The sequence below is a fragment of the Paenibacillus sp. FSL R10-2734 genome (assembly GCF_037963865.1).
Classification (GTDB): domain Bacteria; phylum Bacillota; class Bacilli; order Paenibacillales; family Paenibacillaceae; genus Paenibacillus_AQ.
In genome coordinates this window covers 6377586-6401609 of the sequence record NZ_CP150170.1, presented here as the reverse complement: position 1 = coordinate 6401609, position 24024 = coordinate 6377586, and the positions used below count along the sequence as shown (strand labels likewise).

The following is a 24024-nucleotide window of genomic DNA, read 5'->3' as shown; positions in this document are numbered from 1 at the left end:
TAGGAGGTGCTTTGCATGCGGAAAATTTATGTGTTCGATACGACGCTGCGAGACGGAGAGCAGTCGCCAGGTGTGAACCTTAACACGCGTGAGAAAGTAGAGATCGCCTACCAGCTGGAAAAGCTGGGGATTGACCGTATGGAAGCGGGCTTTCCTGCTGCTTCCCCAGGTGATTTGGCTTCAGTAAATGCAGTAGCAAGAGCAGTCAAGAATGTCACGGTAATTGGTCTTTCTCGTTCTAGAGAGACAGATATCGATGCTGTAAAAGAAGCGCTAAAGGGTGCACAGGACCCTTGCATCCATATTTTCCTAGCCACATCTCCTATTCACCGCCAGCATAAACTGCGGATGGATAAGGCTCAGGTGCTGGAAACTGCACAGTCTGCTATCCGGTACGCTAAGAAATATTTCCCTAAACTTGAGTTCTCATTAGAAGACGCAGGTCGTACGGAGTATGATTTCATGGCTGAAATGGTCGGAATGGCTATACGAGAAGGCGCTAATGTTGTTAATATCCCGGATACTGTAGGTTATTTGAATCCTTCAGAGTACGGAGCTATCTTCAAATATTTAAAAGAGAACGTGCCAGATATTGAACGCATTCAGCTAAGTGCTCATTGTCATAACGATCTTGGTATGGCTACGGCGAATACGCTAGCTGCGATTCAGAATGGTGCGGATCAGATCGAGGGAACGATTAATGGTATCGGGGAACGTGCCGGAAACACAGCGATTGAAGAAGTGGCATTAGCGCTGGAGACACGTGCTGAATTTTTTGACGCAAAAACTTCTCTAACGTTATCCGAAATTTCTCGCACAAGCCGTCTGGTCAGTAAGCTGACTGGTATGGTAGTCCCAGGGAATAAAGCGATTGTAGGAGCAAATGCGTTTGCTCATGAATCGGGTATTCACCAGGATGGGATGCTAAAAGAAAAAACCACCTATGAGATCATGACACCGGAAACCATTGGACTTAAGGAGAGCAAGCTGGTTCTTGGTAAGCACTCTGGACGTCATGCTTTCCGTGATAAGTTAAGTGATTTAGGGTATGATTTATCAGAAGAAGTGCTAAATACCGCATTTTCAAGATTTAAGGATTTGGCGGATAAGAAAAAAGAAGTGTCAGATGAAGATATTTTGGCATTGATTGAAGAAAAGCTAATTGATACGCCAGAAGTATTCAGACTTCAGACGATTTACGTTACTTACGGCAATAAAGCTGTTCCAACCGCCAAAGTGATTATCGATGGTCCGGAAGCGGAGCCTATTGTAGCAGAGGCAGAAGGTAATGGTTCAGTAGATGCAATCTACAATGCTATTGATAAAGCGACAGGTGAAGAAGTTACCCTTGGGGACTATTCCATTAAATCCGTCTCCCGTGGTAAAGACGCACAAGGCGAGGTTCATGTAGTGCTGTCGCAGGGCGAAGTTGCTGCACAGGGCCGTGGACTTAGCACCGATATTCTAGAAGCGAGTGCACGCGCTTATATTGATGCGCTAAACAAGCTTCTGGAGAAGCGTAAGACTTATACCAAACGTGACCATGCAAGTCTATAAGTGAAATTATATTGTGTAGAAATTAATAATTATGTAGAGAAGTCCTGACAGTAAGTTCACTGTCAGGGCTTTTTTTTGCTTCAAAATAATACTGATTTAGCGAATTCTAGCGAAATTTCAGATCTGTTCAGAAATTGTTCATATCGGTAAATTACAATCGAAGGTAGATTATTGAAGTATTTGGAGAACAAACAACTTAGAAATAGTCAGGTAAGTACTTTTATAGGAAGAGGGAGGACTTTCGTTTTATGTGGAAAAAGAAAATTGGTTTATGGATGGTAGTAATACTTCTTAGTACGCAGTTTTTCAATGCTTTCGGCTTCGTTTCTCAGGTCAAAGCAAAAGCGATTGAGAACAGCGCTAATATCATTACAAGTGTGACGATGTCTGTATATGAGAAAGGGGTACAGGTCACAGATTCTGTTTACAAGCTGAGCTCCACCGTGAAGTTGAACTATAACTGGTCGGTTCCAGATGGAAATGATTACGGTGCAGGTGATACTTTTACATTTGAACTACCAGAAGGGTTTGTGCTCGAGAAAGACTTTTTGAATAAAAAGATTATGTTTGAAGGTAAAGAGCTGGGGCATTACGACATTATTAAAGGGAGCCCTAACAAAGTTACCTTAACCTTCACCGGTGAAGTCGGAGAATATTTCGATGTCAAAGGTGCAATTGAAGTGGAGACTCGTTTTGACACAACGAAGTTTACGGACACTTTACCCTATACGATTAAGTTTCCGATAAATGGTGGTGCAGAGCAGGAGTTTACAGTCCGATTTAAACCTGAGGTTAGTTCTACTATTGACAAAAATGGAGCTGCGGTAGGCACTAATCAAGGGAATTTTAATGCCAAACAGATAAAATGGACTGTTGATGTGAACAAGGTTATGGATAGTGTATATGGAGCTGTTGTAACCGATGTAATCCCTGCGGGTTTAGCTTTAACTGATATAAGTGATGTTAAGGTCAGTAAGCTTAATGTGGCGCTAAACGGTACTGTATCTCCTGGTGCTCCTTTAAACAATAGTCAATATTCTGCAAGTCTATTGGGGAACACCTTAGAGGTAAAGTTTATTACCCCTGATATTAATACACCGATTACGGAAGCATACCGCATTGAATTCGTTACGGATGTTATTGATGATACTAAAACCTCATTTGAAAACACGGCAACTTTCAAGGGTAATGGTACAGGACCTGTTTCAGATAAAGCAAGTGTACCACTTAATCATGGAGCATTATTGAAGAAAACTTTCCTCGGTTATAATTCCGTGACACAGGACACTTATTGGACGATTGAATACAATTACGGTGAAAAAACGATTTCTAAGGCAGAGGCCAAGTTGAGCGATTATTATTCGGACTCTCAACAGTTTGTACCTGGCTCTATGAAGGTATATAAATTAGACTTCACTAAGTCTAAAGATAGTCCTGATAAAGTTTTAGTGAATGACTACACAGTATCTGAGAATACTTTAACTCCGAAAGCAGGGTTTGAAAATTTCGAATTATCATTTAATAATAATATTTCGAATGCTTACAAGATCGAGTATCAGACCCGGGCGAAAGATCGGATCGAAGGAGAAACAAAGATTCAGAATACAGTTACTACTGTAGTTAATGGTGTTACTAATGACAAGACTGAATACGGGACACTTAAACATGATATTATCTCCAAGAAGGTTGGACAGGCTAATTACGCTGATAAAACTGTAAGCTGGACGATAAAAATTAATAGTGATGAAAAATTAATGAATAATGTAGTGATTACGGATACCTTCCCTAACAAAGGTTTGAAATTTACTGATGTTGGGTTTACTATCAAGGATAAAAACGGTAATCTAATGGCTCCCTCTATGTATACTCTTGATGATTCAAAACCTACAGAAGGTTTTACCGTGAAATTCAAATCATCTATTGATAAGAGTTATACGATTACTTACAAAACGTATTTCAATAATGATTGGTTGAAGAAAAGTGACGGGACGACTGTATATGATTGGGTTAAGAACGAAGTGAAATTTTTGAATAGAGCTTCTGTTGACTGGAATGACCCATCTAAACCTACAGAAACGAAAACCATCACGGTTGAGGATACATTCTATCCTAATTCAAAAGCGCAGAATAATGGCTACAAAAACGGTTCCTATGACGCTCAAACCAAGGAGATTTCTTGGGAAATAGGGATTAACTACAACAGCAAAGAGCTTGCTAAAGCTGTGCTTGTTGATACCTTAGAAGATAAACAGCAGTTAATAGAGGAATCTATAAAGGTTTACGAACTTTCGATAGAAAGCAATGGCAACCCTAAGGTTGGAAAAGAAGTCACAGTTACTGCCAGCTCTAATCCCAAACTATATTCTGTGGATTACGATAAAAAGACTAAATTGCTGAAAATAAGCTTTAATGAAAAAATTGCAAAGCCTTATTTGATTAAATTCACCACCAGCTTAAAAGATCAAGTGGTTGAGAATGAAAAGATTTACAATACAGCTAAGCTGTCTGACAATGGTGTGCCTGTATCCAAAGATTTGAAAAGTGAAGTTAAAATTCCAAACGGCGGTAAAAACGATCAGTATGTTACCAAGACAGGGGCCCAGGACCCTAAAAATGAGACAAAGCTAAATTGGACTTTAAAGATCAACTACAATCAATCTCTTGTAGAAGATGCACAAATCATTGATAATCCGGACGCTAATCAAATGTTCTTGCCGGAGTCATTCCGGTTGCTGCCGACAACGATTACAAAGGAAGGCGTAGTTGTTGAAGCTGGTCCAGCACTTACACAAGGAGCGGACAAGGATTATACGCTTGAATTTTCAAAGGATGACAAGACAGGTGCAGAGCAATTTATATTGAAGTTCAATAAAACGATTGAGAAGCCTTTTATTTTGAAGTATGACTCCATAATTTTAGAGGCGAAAAATAATGGAAAGATTAGTAACTTCGTTAAATTTAGTGGTAATGGATCCCAGACAGGAACCCAATCCAAAGAATCAAGTGTAACTGTAGTATTTTCGGATTCCAGTGGAATTGGACAAGGGACTAGAAAAGAATTAGCCGTCATGAAAGTAGATGCTGCAGATAGTAAAGCTCTTGAAGGAGCTATCTTCAATTTATATCGAGTATCTGGATCGGAAGAGGTTTTATTTAGCACATCAATTCCGACAGATAAGGACGGCAAAACAGTATTTAAAGATCTCCGGCCAGGAAAATACTTTTTGCAAGAAAAAACGGCACCTAATGGATATGTGTTGGATCCAAATAAATATGAGGTGAAGTTTAGTTCAACGACAGTAACAGATATGACGTTGAAGAATCAAAAAATAGCGACGCCAACGCCAACACCGGTAGTAACACTGACACCGATAGTAACACCGACACCAACACCGACGCCGGTAGTAACACTGACACCGATAGTAACACCGACGCCGACAGTAACACCAACGCCGGTAGTAACATTGACACCGATAATAACACCGACGCCAACACCAACGCCGACGCCGCTAATTACACTGACACCGATAGTAACACCAACGCCGACGGAAACACCTGTGTCGACAGTAACACCAACGTCGACGCCAGACAATCCAACGGTTCCGGTAGCGACGCCGACGCCAGTACCGGGAGTAATCGTAACGCCTACTCCATCTGCAACACCTGTGGTGGCAACGCCAACTGTGACACCAACTTCAGCACCAACAGTAACGCCGGTGCCAACAAGTACGCCTATTGTTCCGCAGGTGACACCACCTGTAGAGAAACTAACAACAGATGAGGATATTCCTATTGAAGGTGAAATCCCACTTGGCGGATTACCAAGTATCGGTGATAAGCCAGATCATGGTAAGGTGACAATTACTAAGGATGGCAAATGGGTTTATACACCGGATCCGGGTTTCATTGGAAAAGACAAGTTCACAATTATTGTGACAGATGAGAATGGAAATGAAGAAGAAATCGAGATTGAGATCGATGTTGAGGAAGTACCAACAGGTACAGTTACAGAGCCAGGGGATCATGGTAATAAACCGACTCAGCTTCCGAAAACGGGAGAAGACAGTGCACTTCCTATTTACTTAGTAGGTGGAAGTCTGGTTCTTATAGGGTTCGTGTTGACTAGAAGATTCAAACGCAATAATTAATGCATGGTAATAACAAAGACACCCGATACTATCCGGGTGTCTTTGTTATGTTCAGAACGTAGGCTCAGGTCATTGTACTCTTAGGTTGTGGAACACCCATTGTTCGTACCAATCTTCAACACTGGCTGGGAGCCCAATACCGAGTTCGCTTTTTAATAAATCCTTTAGAGTCTTATATTGTTCTTCCACAGCGGATCGTTCCCCTATACTACTGTAGACCTTCATTAATCCTAAATGCCCTTGTTCAAAATAGGGCTGGAGCTGTACTACCCTTTGATAAACGGTGACGGCCTCGGGAATCCTGCTGCTGTCGATATAATACTGAGCCATTCCCATGGCATGGTGGAGCCAAATGGTGCGAAGGCGTTGTCGTTCGCCCTCAGCCCACAAATAATCATAATCTCCGAAATAATCACCTGAATAAAGATCGAATAAGCTTTGATGTGCTGTATAATTGTCTTCTCCGATGGATTCAAGAGCGAGAATGTTATGCTCCCACTGGGTTGCATCGATTAAGAGCGATCCGGTCTCAAGCATATACCCTTCACCACCACTGACGTTGCTGATTTGCAGGTCCACCTCACTCTGTTTCAAGCATTGCCGAACTTGATAAATGGTTGTATAGAGATGGGTAGAGGCCTTCTTAAGGTTAAAGTCTGGCCACAGCAGGTCAATCAGCGAGTCTTTACTGACGAATCGGTTGCGATTATGTAGTAGGAAAGCAAACAATTCTTGCGCCTTAGAGGTTCTCCAGCGCAGATTGTTTAGGGGCTGTCCACCTCGTTCAAAACGAAGCGATTGTAGACAACGAATCGTTATTTCGTATACTTCCCCTGTGCTTTTTGGTGCAAGCGTCAATCTGTCCTCTAAGCGTTGTACTGTCTTAAGCAACCGGTCATTTCGCACAGGCTTCAAAATATAGTCTAGTGCATTTAGCTCAAAGGCTTCCACAGCATAGTGGTTATAAGCAGTCACGAATACAATAGTAGCATTGGGACAAGTCTCCTGCAGTATTGCGGCAGCCTGAAGTCCGTTCATTTCGGGCATTTCAATATCAATAAAAATAACGTCGGGTTCCAATGACGGAGCCTCTTGTATGGCTTGGACAGGATCTGTATAGGACGCGACAATATTAACGGCTTCTATTTCTTTTAACATAAACTCTAACTTTACGAGAGCAAGCCGTTCATCATCCACCAATACTGCTTGAATCATCGTTATTTCACCACTCAATATAGTATTTTTAGCAAAAAACAGCGTTAACCGCTTACTTATATTTCGGCTCGTTATAGCCTGTCTGTGAATAGAAATTCCTAATATTTGGATTTCTTTTTTTCTGAAGGAATCTTAAAACTTACTGAGGTTCCTTGGCCTTCCTCACTTTTGATTTGCAAACCCTTCCCATAGATACGTAAGAGCCGTTTATGTGTATTAATAAATCCAATACCTCGCGTGCCATTAAATTGACTGCTCAGTAGCTGCTTAAGTTGTTCGCTAGTCATACCTTTACCATTATCAGTGATTGTGATCTCAATATCATCAGCCAGATCTTTGATGGATATGGAAAGCGTTCCTCCTTTGGCGCGGCTTAATATCCCGTGCCGGACGGCATTTTCAACGAGTGGTTGAATGGTCAAGGGAGGTAACTGGAAATGTAGGTTCTCTGCCAACTCCCAGTTAATGGTCATCCTATCCTCAAAGCGTTCTTTCTCTATGTACAGATAGGCACGAACAAGCTCAAGTTCGCGTTCAATGGGTATCATAGGTAGAGCATTCAAGAAGTTAAAGCTTAAGCGTAAATAAGAGCTGAAGGCATCAATGAGGTGACTCATTCGATTAATATCAAAAGATGCCAGAGCAGAGATAGAATTTAAAGTGTTGAACAAGAAATGCGGTTGTATTTGCGCTTGAAGATACGCCGCTTCCAGACGAAGTCGTTCATTTACGGACTGCTTTAAATCCGTGAGGGAACGTACCCGTCCCTTTAGCTCCATTGCATTCATAGGTTTCATTATATAATCATTCGCTCCCGAAACAAATCCGGTATAGATATCTTCCGGCTGGCTACGTGCGGTCAGAAGTAGAATTGGAAGCTCAGCTATTGTAAACCGTTCACGAATTCTCTGTGTCAATTCATAACCGGACATCTGTGGCATCATTACATCGGTAATAATCAAATCCCATTGATCGGTATCCAGCTTTATTAAAGCATCGATTCCACTGGTTACTGTAATCATTTCATAATCTTGGATGGACAGTAAGCCAGTAAGTATTTTTAGATTAACCGGGTCATCGTCGACAGCCAAAATCTTAGGTCTTCTTCCATCCGTTGATGGAGTAGATGTAGCTGATGTAGTGGTGATTTCGGATTCAGTTATCTTAGGTGACTTGTTCGGAAATTCAGTCACTGATGGTAGTTTTGATTTGAATTCTCGAATAGCTGGATCAGATAGAGGCATAGTAAAAGTAAAGGTAGAGCCCTTGCCAAGCGAAGATACCACACTTATCTCCCCACCATGAAGTTCAACCAGCTGTTTACAAATGCTTAAGCCTAGTCCGATTCCGCCACTTATTGCCGTCATGCTGGAGTCAAACTGCTCATAGGGTTGAAAGGCTCGGAGCTGCATTTCCTCGTTCATACCAATGCCGGTATCCGTAATATGGATGCGCGCCAAACCTTTGTGAATATCCGCATGGACCCTTACTGAGCCTACGCTTGTAAATTTAACAGCATTTTGAAGTAGATTGAATAGAATCTGAATGAGCCTTTTTTCATCTGCCACAATAGAAGGGAATGACTCCGGAATCTCCGATATTAATGTTATGGATTTGCCTTCCGTTAGGAATTTGAGCATATCGAGTACGCCAACAGCTACGGATTGAATAGGAACATTTTTTAGCTGCAGTTTAATATTGCTTTCACGAAGCTGAGATTGATCGAGTAGATCGTTTAGCAGTAGAGACATACGTCTTCCGACGGTGATAAGCAGCTCTAAATTATCTGCGTTCTGATGCATTAAAGATTCTCTCTCACTGTCTAGGACGGTCTCAGCGATATTAATGATGCTATGCAGCGGATTTTTCAGCTCATGAGAGGTATTAGCTAAGAAATTATCCTTTTGCGTAACGGTCCTCTGCAGGCTCTGTGCCAGATTTTCAGTCTGCTTAGTATTCCAGAAATAGTGCTTGAACCCAAAAGTAGCAAAGCCCAAAAAGGCTATAATCAGGTCAAAAGGATAATAGGTCGCATCGACCAAATTGAAATTTTTGAAGCATCCCCAAAGGGTGCTGTTAATGATGGCCAGGATGGATAGCAATAGAAAAATAGAGCCATCGTAGTTTCTAAGAATAGATTTAAGAAAGAGAACTACAACTTCTAATCCTAAAACAAATAAATTGATGAAGAAAATTGGCGTATATAATTCATAATGCTGGACTACAGGGCCAACCAGTATGAAAAAGATGTGTGCCAAGGACAGACCAGTCATAATACTTACACTTTTTATTTTCATATTCTTGAACATTAGATGCTTGCTTGTCTGTAGGATGAATATAAAAGTCATAATATTAGATATGAATAATATTTTGAAGGCCCATTGGTAGCTCAAGGGAAGTAAATATAACAGAAGCTTGTCATCATCCATGAGCACGGTAGTTGTAGCAGTAATTACCAATAGAAAAAAATAAATCAGCATCTTTTGACGTGGTCCAATGATATATAATATTGCTGCATAGATTGCATGGAGCAGGAGTACTACACATAACAACAGCTGAAGGCCTATGGAAATGAGCCTTTGGTGGGTTAAAGCTTTTTCGCTGCCGAATAAAATGGGTCTAACAATACCACCTGTATCGGCCAAGGAATAGTTGGCTGCATGAATCACAATTTCAATCTCACTCTTATCGGTTGTAAATGATATTGAGTAAGGTATTACACGAGCAATATAGTCCTCTTTATTGGAAGTAGGAGAACCTGAACTGCCCAGCAGTTCACCATTTATATAAATTTTCGAAGAAGTTCGAACCCCGGATATGAGGATACCATAAGATTGCTTTTCATTTTTATCTACAAGAACACGGAGACGATAGGAGCCGTAGCCATTAGCAGACTTTTCGCCATCAATAAACGCATCGTTCCACTGACCCGGGACTTGTATATATTTTTTAGTGGTAGCTTTAGTTAGGGATTCTTTATTGAAAGAGGGGAGCAGTATATTAGGATAGAACTCCCATTGTCCGTTTAAGGTAAGGAGCTTGTCTTGATTCAATTCTTTATCCCGTAAATCGAGTACTCCTTTAACTAATTGTGGTTCTATAGAGTGAGGGGAAGCCCAAACCCATAGGATGCGAAAGCCGGTAAGTACAGCAAGAAAGAGCACGATAATTAGAAACAGTTTTCTTTTAGTCATAGTAATTAAACATAATTCGACAAACAACGATATATTCCTTTCTTAAAGATATTTCAAAAATTTAAAAAAAGTTGTGGCTAAGTTGCAGGGGAGTGGAATTGGCTGGCGTCTAACGTTATGTAGGTGAAGGAGGGGAGAAAGCTGGAAGAGGCGGAATGGATATCTGCTGTGCTGAACGGTCAGCATCAAGCCTTTGGGCATTTGGTGACACGTTATCAAGGCATGGTATACAGAGTGTGCGTAAAGATTACTGGAGAAGCCGAATCGGCCAAAGATATGGCCCAAGAGGTTTTTATAAAAGCATATAAAGCACTCCCCTCCTTCAGAGGACAGTCTTCCTTCTCGACATGGCTGTATCGGATAGCCTACCGAACCTGTCTGGACTGGAAACGGGCCAATGATAGGGAGTGGAAGCATCGAAGTGCAGCTGATTACACAGAGAATGATTGGGTGACGTCTCAAACGCCAGAGCATGCGGTGCTTGAGCAGGAACAATCAGCTGAACTGGGTGAGAATGTGAACAGCCTTGCAGAACCGTACCGGTCGGTCGTGCAGCTGTACTATTTTCAACGAAATTCTTATCAGGAGATTGCGGAGCAAAAGGGTGTTTCCGTTAAGACTATCGAATCGCAGCTATATCGTGCCAGACAGATGATGCGTAGACAAAGGGAGGAATTGCGATGAATTGTGCAATAGTGAAAGAATGGATGCCACATTATATTGATAACCTACTGTCTCCAGATATGGAGCTGAGTATCCGATTGCACATAGAGTCCTGTCCTGATTGCGCTCAGTGGCTGGAGGAAGCTAAGGAAATGTCAGCCCTTTGGTCAGAAATGGATTCAGACAGCGAATCTCAACATGCACAGATGGACTTCCCAGATCTCGCAGCAGGTGTTATGGCTAATATTGAGCAGCTCGAAACAGGGCGCAGAGAGCGAGCGAATAAAGCGACAAGCGTAAGACGTCGTTTTGCTCCTAGAACATCTTGGATGCATTATGCGGTGGCTGCCTGTTTAAGTTTGTTATTGTTACAGTTTGGAGTTTTCGAGAATTTAGCTTATGGGATAACTGAAATCAATGGTCATGTGTCGAATTCGGTAACCCAATGGTTTGGTGGCTTTGGAAAATAGTCATGAAGAGAATAATAAATAAATAGATGGATTCAGATAAACTGAAGTTTATGCTATCCAAATTTTAGGAGGATGTATTATGATTAAGAAGAGACGTTGGCTCACTTTTATGCTGGCTATGATTCCTGGAGTAGGTCATTTGTATTTAGGCTTCAAAAAGCAGGGTTTGCAGTTTATGATCGGGGCGTCCTTATGTATTATGTTTATTCCGTCCGAGCCTATGATCTTCCCTTTTGCGCTGGCTGCACTTTGGTTTTACCAATTGTTTGATGCCCTGCAGAAAGCGGCTTGGATGAAAATAACTGCAGCCGAGCACGAACGTATGATGTTTCATCCAGACAGCTTCGGAGAACCATGGACCATGGGAATGTCCGCTATGCCAGGTTACCCACATGAAGATGTGAATCCAGCTTGGGTCGGCATTGGATGTGTTGTTGCTGGGTTCCTTATGCTGGTGATTTCAGCATTTCCGACGCTTTGGAGAATGTTGATTGAGATTAACATTGGTACGATCTTGCTTTCACTGGGTCTGATTGCGTACGGTCTGAAGATGCTAAGAAACAATACGAGAGCATAAGAAACGGGGATTTGACTATGGGGAGATGGAAAATCGGAAGTTTCACTGCAGCCATGGGCTGCATTGCACTAGGAGTCATTATTGTGATGGCTCAGTATAATATGATCAGCTATGAAGTGCTTGCTTATTTATGGCCAGCACTGTTGATCCTGTTTGGACTCGAGATGTTGATCAGACTCTTTATTAAATCCGATGTCAAAAGCCGTGTAAGCGGCTGGGCGATCCTATTGATCATCCTGCTGATTGGAGCAAGCAGTGCTCAGACAGTAATGGCCGGTGGCTCACTCAGCAGCCTGCTCGGGAATACACATCTAACCCCACTTAGCGGGAAGGTGGAAGTGAAAGATAATATTACGACACTGAAAATTGTACTTCCAAGTGGAAAAGTAAAGGTTGAGGGTGTCACTGGAAGCTCATTGGATTATGAAGGAAGCTTACTGCTACCTGGAAAATCGGAAAGTGAAGCTGAAAGTGCATTGGAGAAGAAGTGGAAAGTTACAACTGAGGGAGATACACTGATTATGGAGCTCGATACAGATCATAATTGGTTCTCTAATATTCAGTTTGGATTTACTACTAAAAGTCCTTATCTAAATGTAAGTGTACCTAGTAGCCTTGCCGTTGAGGTAGATACTAGCGATGGGTCAATAGAGGCCTCGGATCTAAAGTCAGGCTTAGTGGTTGATACTAGTAATGGGGTATTAAATATTCATGATGTTGCTGGTGGAGTAGAGGCACATACCAGTAATGGATCACTGACTGTTCAGAACATACAAGGTGGGGCGCAGCTCAAAAGCTCTAATGGAGCTATTATATTGGATAATATTGATGGAGCGTTGACTGCAAAGAGCAGCAATGGCAAGATCACTATAAATTCAGCAGTGACTGGAAAATGGAAATGTTCGTCTAGTAATGGAAAGATTACGGTGGGATTGCCATCCGCGACAGATGCGAAGATTACAGCGGATACCAGCAATGGTTCGCTGAAGGGGAATGTACCCTGGAATCGAGATGGAGACAGCTATGGCACTGCCATTCTTGGTAAAGGTACGTACACTGTGGACTTAAACACGAGTAATGGAAGCGTGACCGTGGACACAGCTGAATAAGAACGAACAAGAAAGGGAGCTAAGGCTTCAGCGAATGATCCTGCTGAAGCCTTAGCTCCCTTTTATATAAGAAACCTACCAAGCGTAAGCTTTAGGTGCTTCTCCGCCCGGTCCTGGGAAGATTTCATCTAGTCGTTTAAGTACTGACTCGTCTAGTACAATCTCAAGACTGCGTAGTGCACTCTCGAATTGCTCCAGTGTACGTGGTCCAATAATTGGTGCGGTTACCGCAGGATTGGCTAGCAACCATGCTAGAGCCACATTATCTTGAGGTTCCCCAAGCTCCATACATAAGCTTGCAAAAGCCTCAAGCTGACTCTTATACTGCTCGACACGCTCAGTGTTTCCACCACTGCGGCTACCTTCGATTTTCTTAAGCGCATTACGTCCGAGAAGGCCTCCATCCAGTGGGCTCCAAGGAATAACGCCTAACCCAAGATGGAGAGAAGCGGGCAATACTTCAAGTTCAGGAAGTCGACAGGTCAGGCTGTATTTATGCTGCTCTGAAACCAACCCTAAGAAGCCACGAGCCTTTGCTTCTTGTTGCGCTACAGCGATATCCCATCCCGCGAAGTTACTAGAACCGACATAACCAATCTTGCCTTGGTTTACAGCAAGCTCGAAAGCCCCCCACAGCTCGTCCCAAGAGACACTACGGTCCACGTGGTGCATCTGGTACAATTCGATGTGATCGGTCTGGAGACGCTGCAGAGACCCCTCTAGATGGCGGCGTATAATGTAAGAAGATAGTCCACCCTCATCATTAGGTCCGTCGAGCTTATCACTCATAGCACCATATACCTTGGTAGCCAGCATGACCTTTTCACGTCGTCCGCCGCCCTGCTTGAACCAGCGTCCAATAATCGTTTCTGTTAGACCGGAATTCTCACCCCAGCCATAAATGTTAGCGGTATCAAAAAAATTAACACCTGCATCCAGTGCAGCGTCCATAATGCGGAAAGCTTCTTGTTCATCTGTTTGTGGGCCGAAGTTCATTGTTCCGAGACATAGCCGACTGACCTTCATACCGGATTTGCCAAGCTTTGCATATTGCACTTCGCATTCACTCCTTAGATAGATGATTTCATAGTAATTGTAAACATCTTCAGAAATAAGAGCAAATATGAAGCGGCAATCAAGGTAAGTTGTCTTATCTCATTTGATTATAGGCTCTGCCTATCAACTCAATAGAATCTATATCTTTGTCCTTTGCGACTGGGTATGATACAACAATATAAAGAAGAACTATGTCTGTTAGAGCAGACCACTTGAGGAGTGACTGAGATGAGTGAGGTTAAAAAAATCGCCGTAATCGCAGGGGACGGTATTGGACCAGAAGTAGTAGCTGAAGCAGAAAAAGTATTGAAAGCAACCCAAGAAGTATTTGGATATGCCTTTGAAACGGAGCACGCGCTATTTGGCGGCATCGCAATAGACGAGAGAGGCACACCACTGCCGGAAGATACACTAGAAATCTGTCGAAGTGCTGACGCCGTGTTACTGGGTGCTGTAGGCGGGCCGAAGTGGGATAACAATTCAAAGGAACTTCGTCCTGAAACAGGATTGCTTGGCATTCGTAAAGCGCTTGGATTGTTCTCAAACCTACGTCCAGCTGTCGTGTTTGATTGCCTAAAGGATGCTTCAACATTGAAGCCGGAAGTTCTGGAAGGTACAGACCTTATGGTCGTTCGTGAACTGACCGGTGGGATTTATTTCGGAGATAAATTGCGTCGTCAAGGTGAACATGGTGAAGAAGCCGTGGATACCTGTGTATATAACGTAATGGAAGTGGAACGAATTGTCCGCCAGGCTTTTGAAATTGCTGGCAAACGTCGTAATAAGCTGGCAAGCGTTGATAAAGCGAATGTACTTGAAACTTCCCGTTTATGGCGTGAGGTCGTAAATAAGATAGCTCCAGAATATCCTGAAGTAGAAGTTGAGCACGTGCTCGTTGATAACTGCGCTATGCAGCTGTTGCGCCGCCCAGCCAGCTTTGATGTTATCGTAACCGAGAACATGTTCGGTGACATCCTGAGCGATGAGGCTGCTATGCTGACAGGTTCTATTGGTATGCTTGCTTCCGCTTCGATGGGTGACGGTAACTATGGTCTCTACGAGCCCGTTCACGGCTCCGCACCTGATATTGCCGGACAGGGGCTTGCGAACCCGATTGCAACGATCTTGTCGTTAGCGTTGATGTACCGTTTAACCTTTGGGTATGAGGATGCGGCGGCTGCTATAGAGGCTGCAGTTGCTGAAGTATTGGATGCGGGACACCGTACAAGTGATATCGCAGTAGATAAGAGTAAAGCGCTTAGTACATCTGAAATGGGCGATTTGATTGTTGCTGCAATCCGCAAAGCGTAATAAAACCTTATTTATAATTATTATTAAAGAGTAATTTGTCCATTATTGACTTTGATTTTGTACGATGATACCATTTGATATGTAGACAAGATGTAAATTATTCCAGCATATCATGACAAAAAATGGTTGGTTTCTTACATAATCAAAGGAGGATTTTGGCAATGGCAGAACGTTTAGTAGGTAAACCAGCTCCAGATTTTACTATGGAAACTGTATCAGGTGATGGTAAGGATTTTGGTAAAGTAAGCCTGTCTGATTACCGTGGCAAATGGCTGGTATTCTTCTTCTATCCTCTGGATTTCACTTTTGTATGTCCGACTGAAATCACAGCTCTTAGTGATGCTGCTGCGCAATTCGAAGCGCTTGATACAGAAATTCTCGGCGCAAGTATAGATTCGATCCATAGCCACAAAGCATGGATCAATACACCTAAGGATTCCAATGGTCTAGGCCGTGTGAACTTCCCTCTTGCTGCAGATCTTACGAAGCAAGTTGCTAAAGACTACGGCATTCTGATTGAAGAAGAAGGTATTGCATTGCGCGGATTGTTCATAATAGATCCAGAAGGCGAGTTGAAATACCAGGTCGTTAATCACAATGATGTAGGTCGTAGCGTGGAAGAAACACTTCGTGTTCTTCAAGCCCTGCAATCTGGAGGCTTATGCCCAATGAACTGGAAACCAGGCGACAAGAACCTATAAATGATGTTCTGTTATCATCTGATCCTTGATATTCTAAGTTGACCTCCTTGCAGATGCTCTTTCTGTAAGGAGGTTTTTTGCTCCAAAAGGTTTTAAATTAAAAAATGGATTTGAAAATAGGCGCGAAAAGTTATATTATGTCCTCGAGTGGAGGAATCTCCATTAGGGTAATGTAATACAATAATAAAAACTCAGTTGGGTTAGTTATTCTAAGGAGGGTGAACAAATATGAGCTTTTGCTGTGGAGCGAGTATGGTAGGAACAAAGGGAACACTAAAACATTATCGCACGCAAGTCCATAATGTTCCCCTGCTTTTTTGTCCGGTATGTCATCGTGTGGAGGTTCATTACAAGGTCGAGAATGAGTATGAGATCTTGGCGGAATACGCACATGGAGACGGAGTTACCGATGTGGATTTTCAGGATTATGTTATGGAAGACGAAACTGCAATATTTGAAAACGTCATTAATATCGAGAGTGAAGAGCCTTTAGCCATTGTGCGGAGTCAGATTGATATGGCACTAGACCTGCTTGCTGTAGCCAAACAGATTGAGGATACGAAGTGGGAGCGGGAATTGAAGAAAAGATTAGCGGTGATGAGTCAAAGACGCCTTCGTCTGCAACAGAAAGCATAAGATTATTATTACATTTTGGGCCTGGTCCATTTCTTTATCAAAGCCTTCGCAACCGCGAAGGCTTTTTAGCTTTTTCTAATTTTTTTTAGATTGGTTTAAATCATTTGAACGAACTAATAGTAATAAATATAATTTGATGTGATATTTTATATGTCTTTGGAATCATTTTATGAATTTTTTTATCATTCGACAGATTCTCTGATTGCGTTGTCTACTTCACTTGGATATGATTGGAATATAATTGAACCGGTTGGAAAATGTGCAACGATTACCGAATGTTCTGGCGGCTTCGTCATATACTCAAATACATAGTAATTTGATGTCGCTTTAGCGTCTTCGTCAAATGCAGTAAAAGGGGGAACTTCGTATCGTGATTAGCCAATATCAAGAAAGTCTTCTATTACCGGGAAGTACCTATCAATCGGGGCCAGTGGATACTACATACGAGGATGTACTAGAGAATATTGACAGCGGAATCATGCTTTTTGATGAAGAGGGTGTTATAAGCTTTGTAAATAAGCAAATGTACGGGATGCTTGAATTAACCCGTCACTCCCTTGTTGGCTGTACAATATCACACCTGTTAACTAATGTTCGACTGAACCGCTTCAAGAAAAAGCAAGTACTGCAAAGCTTTAGAGAGATGATATACAAAGGAAAATCTAATTATGAATTTTTAGACGAGTATGGCCGTTACTGGAAGGTTACATTATGCTGTGGAGAGCAAATGAAGGGATGTTATTTGTTTACAGTTAAAGAAATCTCCGATTATAAGTTGATTGAGCAAACAGCTTACCAAAATGATAGTTTGGCTATGCTAGGTAAATTATCTGCATCTATTGCCCATGAAATCCGAAATCCGTTAACTGCGATCCGTGGATTTATTCAATTGCTTCATCCGCATCTGCAGCAGCTTGGGAAGCAGGAATATGGCAAGATTATCTTGGCGGAGATCGATCGTGCGAACGATATCATCCATGAATTTCTAACCTCTTCCAAGCCGTCAGTTCCTCAAGTAGGTATGATTCCTGTGTCAGCCTTGCTCAAGGAGGTAGTGCTGCTTACAGAGAGCGAAGCCTTGATGAAGGGATGCCAGATCAATCTACATCCTTTTCAGGGGGATATGATGATTTCTGGAGATGTAAAGCAAATGAAGCAGGTAGTCCTCAACATGATTAGAAATGCTATGGAGGCCGTTGCGGATAGAGCGGATGGTCTAATGGGCAAAATAGAGGTTGGAGCCCGCAGGGAGGGTTCTGAGGTCCGTATTTTCATCTCTGATAACGGTAAGGGAATGGACATTCGTACACTGGACAGGTTATTTAATCCATTTTTTACGACTAAGGAGAATGGGACAGGGTTAGGTCTTTCCGTGAGTGACCGAATCATCAAAAATCATGGCGGATGTATTTCTGTCAGTAGTAGAGTTAACGAAGGTACTCATTTTGTAATCTCATTGCCATTAATCCATTAGTACATTTGATTAGAATATTGAGTAATAAGAGGCTGATCCCTGCGGATAATACAGATGCAGAGATCAGCCTTGCTTATGTTACAATGGGGATTGGTTTTGGGAGACAAATGGAGGTAAGCACAATGAATATACAATTTAACAGTGGCAGTACCATTAATGAAATACAGGGTGATGCCCTTATCCTTATTATCTCTGAGTCAGAGGTCCAACATGGAGGCCTTTCAGAGAGATGGAATGACAGAATTCGCCTATTAGGTAAGACCGGTCTATTTAGTGGGAAGCTGAATCAGACTTATGTACTACCTCTAGATGATCCATCCAATTGTCCTGTTGCTATTTTGGTGGGCAAAGGGGACCAACCTCTTACGACTGAGGATCTACGTCAAATGGGCGTTCAGATAGCACGTGCAGCACTTCGATTGAAGGGAATACAGCTAGTGATTCAGGTACCTGAAAATATTCAGGAACTAACAGTAGAGAAGGATATCGTATCTATTGCCTACGCGTTGTCTGAGGGGTTATCACTCGGATCCTATCGAAGACCCACATATAAGCAGGAGCAATCTCATTATACAGGTCCAACCTCAGTTATATTCACAATAGAGAAGAAGCCAGCAGAGGCTGTCGAGCGTGATTGGGATCTGGGTATACAGAGGGGGCTGGCTTTTGGTGTGGCCACGAATCTGGCACGGAACTTGACGAATATACCTGGTAATCTTCTGACTCCATCTGACCTTGCTGTGGCCGCCATAGAAGTTGCTGAACGTTATGGATTTCCTTCCGAAGTGCTAGATGAACGGGAAATTGAGCAAAAAGGAATGGGAGGATTGCTAGCAGTCGGGAAAGGAAGTGTAAACCCTCCGCGAATGATCGTCATCCGTTATCAGGGAACGGGGCATTGGGATAATGTCGTGGGGTTGGTCGGTAAAGGGATTACTTTTGATACGGGAGGGATTTCCTTAAAAAGAGCCCCAGGTATGGAAGAGCTGATTAGTGATATGGGGGGCGCAGCGACCGTACTCGGAGTAATGGAGGCACTTGGACAATTACGTCCGCGAATTAACGTCGTGATGGTCATTCCATCTGCTGAGAATATGCCTTCTGCTAATGCTTTTAAACCTGGAGATATCATTACATCCATGAGCGGACGAACAATAGAAGTGTTGAATACCGATGCAGAAGGCAGGCTTGTATTGGGGGATGCACTGACCTATGCTCGGGAGTGGGGCGCGAAACGTATTATTGATGTCGCAACGTTGACGGGTGCAGTGTTGTCTACATTGGGAGATATAGCTACAGGTGCTGTTACTAACGACGAGGAGTTTTTGGAGCAGCTTCTGACAGCATCTAACGTTTCGGGTGAAAAAATATGGCAGCTTCCTGCTTACCCGGAATTTCGTGAGCTGTTGAAGAGTGAGGTTGCCGATATTCGGAACACCGCAGGAAGATTCGGTGGAGCCACTACAGCCGGATTATTCATAGGTGAGTTTGCGGAAGGTCTGCCGTGGATACATCTAGATATTGCTGGAACAGCATTTCTATCCAAAGAACGTGGAGTTAATCCTAGAGGGGGAACAGGTGTAATGGTTCGCTCATTAGTCCAGTGGTTGCTCAGTGAAAGCGAATAATTAGCTCTCCATAAACAACAAAGAAACCTCTCTTTAAGAAATGGAAGTACGACCAACCATTTCAAAGGAGAGGTTTCTTTGCTTTTGTAAGACTGATAAAGATTAATGAGTGCCACTGGATTTTTTTAGCCTTCGATTGGGAAGTAAAGGATTGAACACTGTTCATAATTTTATCGCGAGTTCCCTTATTCTTCAGTAAATACGCTACTCCCAATGCAGCCGTTGTAAATAACGTTTTTTTGGTGTTCATAGTGATTACCTCCTTGTATAGTCTGTTGTTGCTTATAACAAACATACCCGAAAGCTAGGGAAGCTAAACTATGAACCTTTACATACACCTGTTGTGTCAGCCTACTTCTTACTGTCAACAGGTGTTGAGGAACAGGAGAGGGGGGAATCTAAAGACGCTGCAGAGCAGCTCTTGCTCTTATCACAGCCAGCGCAAGCGCCTTGCTTGCCCTTCTGCACATGTCGATAGATGATCCAGCCCGAATAACCGAAGATCAGAGTGACGATCAGAACATTTATCATTACGGTGCCCCACTTTCATTAAGAGAATCTACAAATTACAAGTTCTACGACCAACCTAATAATCGTCCACCTTGGAAAATAACAAAAGATACGATATACGCCAGAGCAAGAGAATAGCCAATAGAGAAGAAGGTCCATTTCCATGAGGCTGTTTCCTTTTTGATAACCCCTACAGTGGCCAGACAAGGAATATATAACAGAATAAAGGCCATAAAGCTGATTGCACTAAGCGGTGTAAAGACTTGTGAAATTTGATTCTCTAACCCTGCCGTATCTGGTGCGTGATAGATGATATTCATCGTAGACACAACAACCTCTTTGGCTAAAAATCCTGGAACCAAGGTAGAGCCGGCCTGCCACGTTCCGAAACCAAGCGGTTCCAGCAGCGGTGCAATCATGCCTCCGAATTTAGCTAGATAGCTATGATCCATTTCTACATCAAATCCGCCAGGACCAGCATAAGACATAAACCAAATAATAGCCGATCCAGCTAGAATAATTGTTCCCGCTTTACGAAGGAACCCTTTACCCTTCTCCCAAGTGCTGCGCGATAAGGTCTTGATCTGCGGCATACGGTAAGGAGGGAGTTCGATGATGAAGACGGAGGATTCATTTTTGAATAAGTATTTAGAGAATACCTTACAAAGAATTAGTGCAAAAACAATACCCATGACATACATAGAGAGAACGGCAAACGCTTGTTGCTCAGGGAAGAATACAACTGCGAATAACGCATACACAGGTAATCTTGCAGAACAAGACATCAGCGGCATTAACAGAGTCGTCAGCATGCGGTCTTTGGGCTGTTCGATGCTTCGCGCCGCCATGATGGCAGGTACGTTGCAGCCAAAACCAATGATGAATGGAATGAATGCCTTTCCGTTAAGTCCCATTCGTTCCATTGTACTATCCATCAACAAGCAAACCCGTGCCATGTATCCGGAATCCTCCAGGAAGGAAATGATCAAGAAGAGAATGAAGATCTGCGGAACAAAGACCAGCACCCCACCAACCCCGCCGATGATGCCATCCACGATCAATGCATGCGTGAAGTTGGAGGCTCCAATGGTCTGAAGCAGGGAGTTCGTTCCATCACTAATAGGGCCGGATATCAGGCCATCTACAATATCCGATAGGGGTCCGCCAACCCAGTCAAAGGTGGTCTTAAAGAGAGCATACATAAAGAAAATGAATAAGGGCAGACCCAAAAAACGATGAGTCAACACCGAATCTAATCTTTCTGTCAAGTTATGGGGCTTCTGAGTGCTTGTATCAAGTACATCATCACAAATAGAACGGATATACTCCATTCGGTTCGAGCGAATCCATTGCGGTAATGTCAGGGCGAGTTTTTTGATTTGTAGCTCACTTTGACAAGCTTCACAGATATTCAGCAGTCCCGTAATATCTGTACGCGACTTTAGAATTTGAAGAATAACAGGGTTCTGCTCCAAAAGCTGTAGAGCGACCCAGCGATGATTGGGTAGATCTTTTATAGAACGTAATTCCTTTTCTATAGAAGATATCGCTCGTTCGACAACCTCTCCATAATTTAGCTTGAACTTTACAGCAGGAATAGCTGACGATTCCTCTAGAACGCTAAGCATCTGTACGCTGCCTTTACCTGTTCTTGCTATAAGTGGTAGGACCGTTACACCTAACCTTGCTTGTAATATAGTTTGATTGATACGAATACCACGCGCATTAGCAACGTCGATCATATTAAGACCGATTAAAGTAGGCTTGCCATACTCGAGTAATTGAAGCGTGAGTAGCAGATTGCGTTCGAGCTGAGATGCATCCACGATATTAATTAAGGCTTCTGGGGATTCTTCTATTAGATATTGGGCTGCGACCCCTTCATCGCGTGAGAGAGGGTGAAGAGAATAGATGCCGGGTAAATCTATGAGCTTGCCAGCCCCATTCTTCAGATTTCCTATCTTCTTCTCTACCGTAACCCCTGACCAGTTACCAACATATTCGTAAGAAGTCGTTAATGTATTGAAGAGAGAGGTCTTACCTGTATTGGGATTGCCCACAAGAGCTATAGAACTCAAGATACGTTCACCTCAATCATTGAAGCTTCTTTTCGGCGGATAGCAAACAGTTGTCCGTTGCATTCCAAGGTAATCGGTCCCATAAAAGGACCCTTTCCTTTAAGACGGATATTCACACCTTCTGAGACACCGAGATCAGCGAGGCGACGGCGTAGAATGGGGTTCATTCCTTCTATTTTATGAATAAATCCAGCAGCACCAGGTTGGAGTTGCAATAAGGAACAGCAGGCAGTAGTAGCTATGGTAATCCCTCCAAAAGAGACTGATAATCAATCTCACTCTTTTATTGTAATGTAGCATTTTTAAGTGTTTGTACACTGTGATATTTGTCGCAGACACACTATGTTAGTTACTTTAAAGTGCTAAAGGCGAAATACCTTTACAATTTATTCTTCATTAAAGTATGATTGAACGATATAAATTGCATAGTAAAGCTATGCTAGCGGTTATAATGATTGCAATAGCGGTTACGATGATTGCAGGAATTGAAGGGAGATAATTATGAAGACTAATCAATGTAAGATTGTTGACTGCACCATTCGCGATGGAGGGCTAGTTAACAACTGGGATTTTAGTGTGGATTTTGTGCAAAATTTGTATGCCGGCTTGAATGAAGCTGGTGTTGACTATATGGAAATCGGTTATAAAAACTCCCCTAAACTGCTCAAAGGAGCAGAAGGTGCCGGACCATGGCGTTTTCTGAACGATGATTTCTTACGCAAGGTTATCCCGCAAAAGGGACATACTAAGCTTTCGGCTTTGGTTGATATCGGTCGTGTAGATGAGAATGATATTTTACCTCGCAGCGAAAGTATGCTGGATCTGATTCGTGTGGCTTGCTATAGCAAAGATGTGGAGAAGGCTTTACAGCTGGTACAAACTTTCCATGATCTAGGCTATGAAACAACGATCAACATTATGGCTTTGTCGAATGTAATGGAGAATGAATTATTAGAAGCTTTCGAAATGATTCGTGAGAGCGTAGTTGATGTAGTATACATTGTGGATTCATACGGTAGTCTTGATCACAATGACATCAATTATTTAGTTGAGAAGTTCAAAACACATCTGCCTAACAAACGCCTGGGCGTACATACCCACAATAATCTTCAACTGGCGTTCTCTAATACGCTGATTGCTGCTGAGAAAGGTGTAGAGTTCCTGGATGCTTCCTGTTATGGAATGGGACGTGCTGCCGGAAATTGCCCTACGGAGCTGCTAGTGACTCATTTGAAGAATACACGCTACACATTGCGTCCTGTAATTGATATCGTTGAACGTCTGATGATTCCTTTACGTGAGAAAGAGGAGTGGGGCTATATCATTCCTTACATGATCACTGGTACGCTTGATGAGCATCCACGTTCGGCTATGGCGCTTCGCGCATCAGCGGATAAGGATAAAGCGGTGGATTTCTATGATACTCTTACAACCCCAGAAGTAACCTTCGGAAATAAATAAACCTGTTGTTCAGAAGCACTGAACCCATCTATAGGGGGTTCAGTGCTTTTTTTGTTGCAATATCTCGTAAAAAACGCTTACCGTTCTTACAAGGACGCTGAAGCCATTTATGCTTGCCTGCTTGAAGAAAATGGTTTATATTTATGCAATATTTATGAATATTCGCTATAAAAAGACTAGCGCATAAAAGAAATGTAACTTTAAAGACCGATCTAGCCGATATTTATAAAATAGGA

At 42.6% G+C, this 24024-nt stretch carries 19 protein-coding genes; 12 read left to right on the top strand and 7 right to left on the bottom strand.

Annotated elements, in window-relative coordinates; all coding sequences use genetic code 11:
- Nucleotides 1–15 precede the first annotated feature (15 nt).
- Both NSS67_RS27645 and NSS67_RS27640 read left to right on the top strand, forming a co-directional pair.
- The gene (locus NSS67_RS27645) at nt 16–1557 is read left to right on the top strand and encodes a 2-isopropylmalate synthase (protein WP_339316942.1); all 1542 of its coding nucleotides are present in this window, start codon (nt 16–18) and stop codon (nt 1555–1557) included.
- Nucleotides 1558–1805: 248 nt separating this feature from the next.
- On the top strand, nt 1806–5705 hold the full coding sequence (locus NSS67_RS27640) for a collagen binding domain-containing protein (RefSeq protein ID WP_339316941.1): 3900 nt from the start codon (nt 1806–1808) through the stop codon (nt 5703–5705).
- Between the two features lie 69 nt (nt 5706–5774).
- Here NSS67_RS27640 and NSS67_RS27635 read toward each other — a convergent pair whose 3' ends face one another.
- Together NSS67_RS27635 and NSS67_RS27630 are read right to left on the bottom strand one after the other, a co-directional pair.
- Nucleotides 5775–6920, bottom strand: coding sequence for a response regulator (locus NSS67_RS27635; protein WP_339316940.1), 1146 nt, complete (start codon nt 6918–6920; stop codon nt 5775–5777).
- A 98-nt stretch (nt 6921–7018) separates the two neighbouring features.
- Nucleotides 7019–10114 carry an ATP-binding protein gene (locus NSS67_RS27630; RefSeq protein WP_339316939.1) on the bottom strand — a complete coding sequence of 1032 codons (3096 nt, stop codon included), beginning with the start codon at nt 10112–10114 and terminating at the stop codon, nt 7019–7021.
- Between the two features lie 123 nt (nt 10115–10237).
- Here NSS67_RS27630 and NSS67_RS27625 point away from each other — a divergent pair, with 123 nt between their 5' ends.
- The 4 genes from NSS67_RS27625 (at nt 10238) to NSS67_RS27610 (ending at nt 12933) form a co-directional block, all read left to right on the top strand.
- Nucleotides 10238–10798 carry an RNA polymerase sigma factor gene (locus NSS67_RS27625; RefSeq protein WP_339316938.1) on the top strand — a complete coding sequence of 187 codons (561 nt, stop codon included), beginning with the start codon at nt 10238–10240 and terminating at the stop codon, nt 10796–10798.
- Entirely contained in the window at nt 10795–11247 is a 453-nt protein-coding gene (locus NSS67_RS27620; protein ID WP_339316937.1) for a zf-HC2 domain-containing protein, read from the top strand. Before NSS67_RS27625 ends, NSS67_RS27620 begins: the two co-directional genes overlap by 4 nt.
- Nucleotides 11248–11326: 79 nt before the next feature.
- The gene (locus tag NSS67_RS27615) at nt 11327–11824 is read left to right on the top strand and encodes a hypothetical protein (RefSeq protein WP_339316936.1); all 498 of its coding nucleotides are present in this window, start codon (nt 11327–11329) and stop codon (nt 11822–11824) included.
- 17 nt (nt 11825–11841) lie between these two features.
- Nucleotides 11842–12933 (top strand): DUF4097 family beta strand repeat-containing protein, encoded by a 1092-nt coding sequence (locus NSS67_RS27610; RefSeq protein WP_339316935.1) that lies wholly within the window; start codon nt 11842–11844, stop codon nt 12931–12933.
- Between the two features lie 75 nt (nt 12934–13008).
- On the opposite strand, the gene NSS67_RS27605 is transcribed toward NSS67_RS27610, so the two are convergent.
- On the bottom strand, nt 13009–13989 hold the full coding sequence (locus tag NSS67_RS27605) for an aldo/keto reductase (protein ID WP_339316934.1): 981 nt from the start codon (nt 13987–13989) through the stop codon (nt 13009–13011).
- 228 nt (nt 13990–14217) lie between these two features.
- On the opposite strand from NSS67_RS27605, the gene leuB reads away from it, so the two are divergent.
- From leuB to NSS67_RS27580, 5 genes are all read left to right on the top strand, one after another.
- Nucleotides 14218–15300 carry a 3-isopropylmalate dehydrogenase gene (gene leuB / locus NSS67_RS27600; RefSeq protein WP_339316933.1) on the top strand — a complete coding sequence of 361 codons (1083 nt, stop codon included), beginning with the start codon at nt 14218–14220 and terminating at the stop codon, nt 15298–15300.
- A 161-nt stretch (nt 15301–15461) separates the two neighbouring features.
- Nucleotides 15462–16001: a peroxiredoxin gene (locus NSS67_RS27595; RefSeq protein WP_339316932.1), complete on the top strand. Its 540-nt coding sequence runs from the start codon at nt 15462–15464 to the stop codon at nt 15999–16001.
- A gap of 228 nt (nt 16002–16229) precedes the next feature.
- Complete coding sequence (locus NSS67_RS27590; protein WP_042125131.1) at nt 16230–16637, top strand: hypothetical protein; 408 nt, start codon at nt 16230–16232, stop codon at nt 16635–16637.
- A 370-nt stretch (nt 16638–17007) separates the two neighbouring features.
- A complete protein-coding gene (locus NSS67_RS27585; RefSeq protein ID WP_339316931.1) occupies nt 17008–18111 on the top strand; it encodes an ATP-binding protein in 1104 nt (367 codons plus the stop codon).
- A gap of 122 nt (nt 18112–18233) precedes the next feature.
- The gene (locus NSS67_RS27580) at nt 18234–19739 is read left to right on the top strand and encodes a leucyl aminopeptidase (protein ID WP_339316930.1); all 1506 of its coding nucleotides are present in this window, start codon (nt 18234–18236) and stop codon (nt 19737–19739) included.
- A gap of 61 nt (nt 19740–19800) precedes the next feature.
- On the opposite strand, the gene NSS67_RS27575 is transcribed toward NSS67_RS27580, so the two are convergent.
- From NSS67_RS27575 to NSS67_RS27560, 4 genes are all read right to left on the bottom strand, one after another.
- Entirely contained in the window at nt 19801–19989 is a 189-nt protein-coding gene (locus NSS67_RS27575; RefSeq protein WP_339316929.1) for a hypothetical protein, read from the bottom strand.
- 101 nt (nt 19990–20090) lie between these two features.
- Nucleotides 20091–20270 (bottom strand): FeoB-associated Cys-rich membrane protein, encoded by a 180-nt coding sequence (locus NSS67_RS27570; RefSeq protein WP_339316928.1) that lies wholly within the window; start codon nt 20268–20270, stop codon nt 20091–20093.
- A gap of 44 nt (nt 20271–20314) precedes the next feature.
- Nucleotides 20315–22327: a ferrous iron transport protein B gene (gene feoB / locus NSS67_RS27565; RefSeq protein WP_339316927.1), complete on the bottom strand. Its 2013-nt coding sequence runs from the start codon at nt 22325–22327 to the stop codon at nt 20315–20317.
- The gene (locus tag NSS67_RS27560) at nt 22324–22542 is read right to left on the bottom strand and encodes a FeoA family protein (protein WP_339316926.1); all 219 of its coding nucleotides are present in this window, start codon (nt 22540–22542) and stop codon (nt 22324–22326) included. Before NSS67_RS27560 ends, feoB begins: the two co-directional genes overlap by 4 nt.
- Nucleotides 22543–22828: 286 nt before the next feature.
- On the opposite strand from NSS67_RS27560, the gene NSS67_RS27555 reads away from it, so the two are divergent.
- Complete coding sequence (locus tag NSS67_RS27555) at nt 22829–23788, top strand: aldolase catalytic domain-containing protein (protein WP_339316925.1); 960 nt, start codon at nt 22829–22831, stop codon at nt 23786–23788.
- Nucleotides 23789–24024 lie beyond the last annotated feature (236 nt).

Coding starts and splice junctions, on each gene's coding strand:
- NSS67_RS27635 (WP_339316940.1), bottom strand. CDS start 6,920: ATGATTCAAGCAGTATTGGTGGATGATGAACGGCTTGCTCTCGTAAAG.
- NSS67_RS27595 (WP_339316932.1), top strand. CDS start 15,462: ATGGCAGAACGTTTAGTAGGTAAACCAGCTCCAGATTTTACTATGGAA.
- NSS67_RS27575 (WP_339316929.1), bottom strand. CDS start 19,989: ATGAACACCAAAAAAACGTTATTTACAACGGCTGCATTGGGAGTAGCG.
- NSS67_RS27620 (WP_339316937.1), top strand. CDS start 10,795: ATGAATTGTGCAATAGTGAAAGAATGGATGCCACATTATATTGATAAC.
- leuB (WP_339316933.1), top strand. CDS start 14,218: ATGAGTGAGGTTAAAAAAATCGCCGTAATCGCAGGGGACGGTATTGGA.
- NSS67_RS27630 (WP_339316939.1), bottom strand. CDS start 10,114: ATGACTAAAAGAAAACTGTTTCTAATTATCGTGCTCTTTCTTGCTGTA.
- NSS67_RS27570 (WP_339316928.1), bottom strand. CDS start 20,270: ATGATAAATGTTCTGATCGTCACTCTGATCTTCGGTTATTCGGGCTGG.
- NSS67_RS27645 (WP_339316942.1), top strand. CDS start 16: ATGCGGAAAATTTATGTGTTCGATACGACGCTGCGAGACGGAGAGCAG.
- NSS67_RS27580 (WP_339316930.1), top strand. CDS start 18,234: ATGAATATACAATTTAACAGTGGCAGTACCATTAATGAAATACAGGGT.
- NSS67_RS27615 (WP_339316936.1), top strand. CDS start 11,327: ATGATTAAGAAGAGACGTTGGCTCACTTTTATGCTGGCTATGATTCCT.
- NSS67_RS27555 (WP_339316925.1), top strand. CDS start 22,829: ATGAAGACTAATCAATGTAAGATTGTTGACTGCACCATTCGCGATGGA.
- NSS67_RS27590 (WP_042125131.1), top strand. CDS start 16,230: ATGAGCTTTTGCTGTGGAGCGAGTATGGTAGGAACAAAGGGAACACTA.
- NSS67_RS27640 (WP_339316941.1), top strand. CDS start 1,806: ATGTGGAAAAAGAAAATTGGTTTATGGATGGTAGTAATACTTCTTAGT.
- NSS67_RS27610 (WP_339316935.1), top strand. CDS start 11,842: ATGGGGAGATGGAAAATCGGAAGTTTCACTGCAGCCATGGGCTGCATT.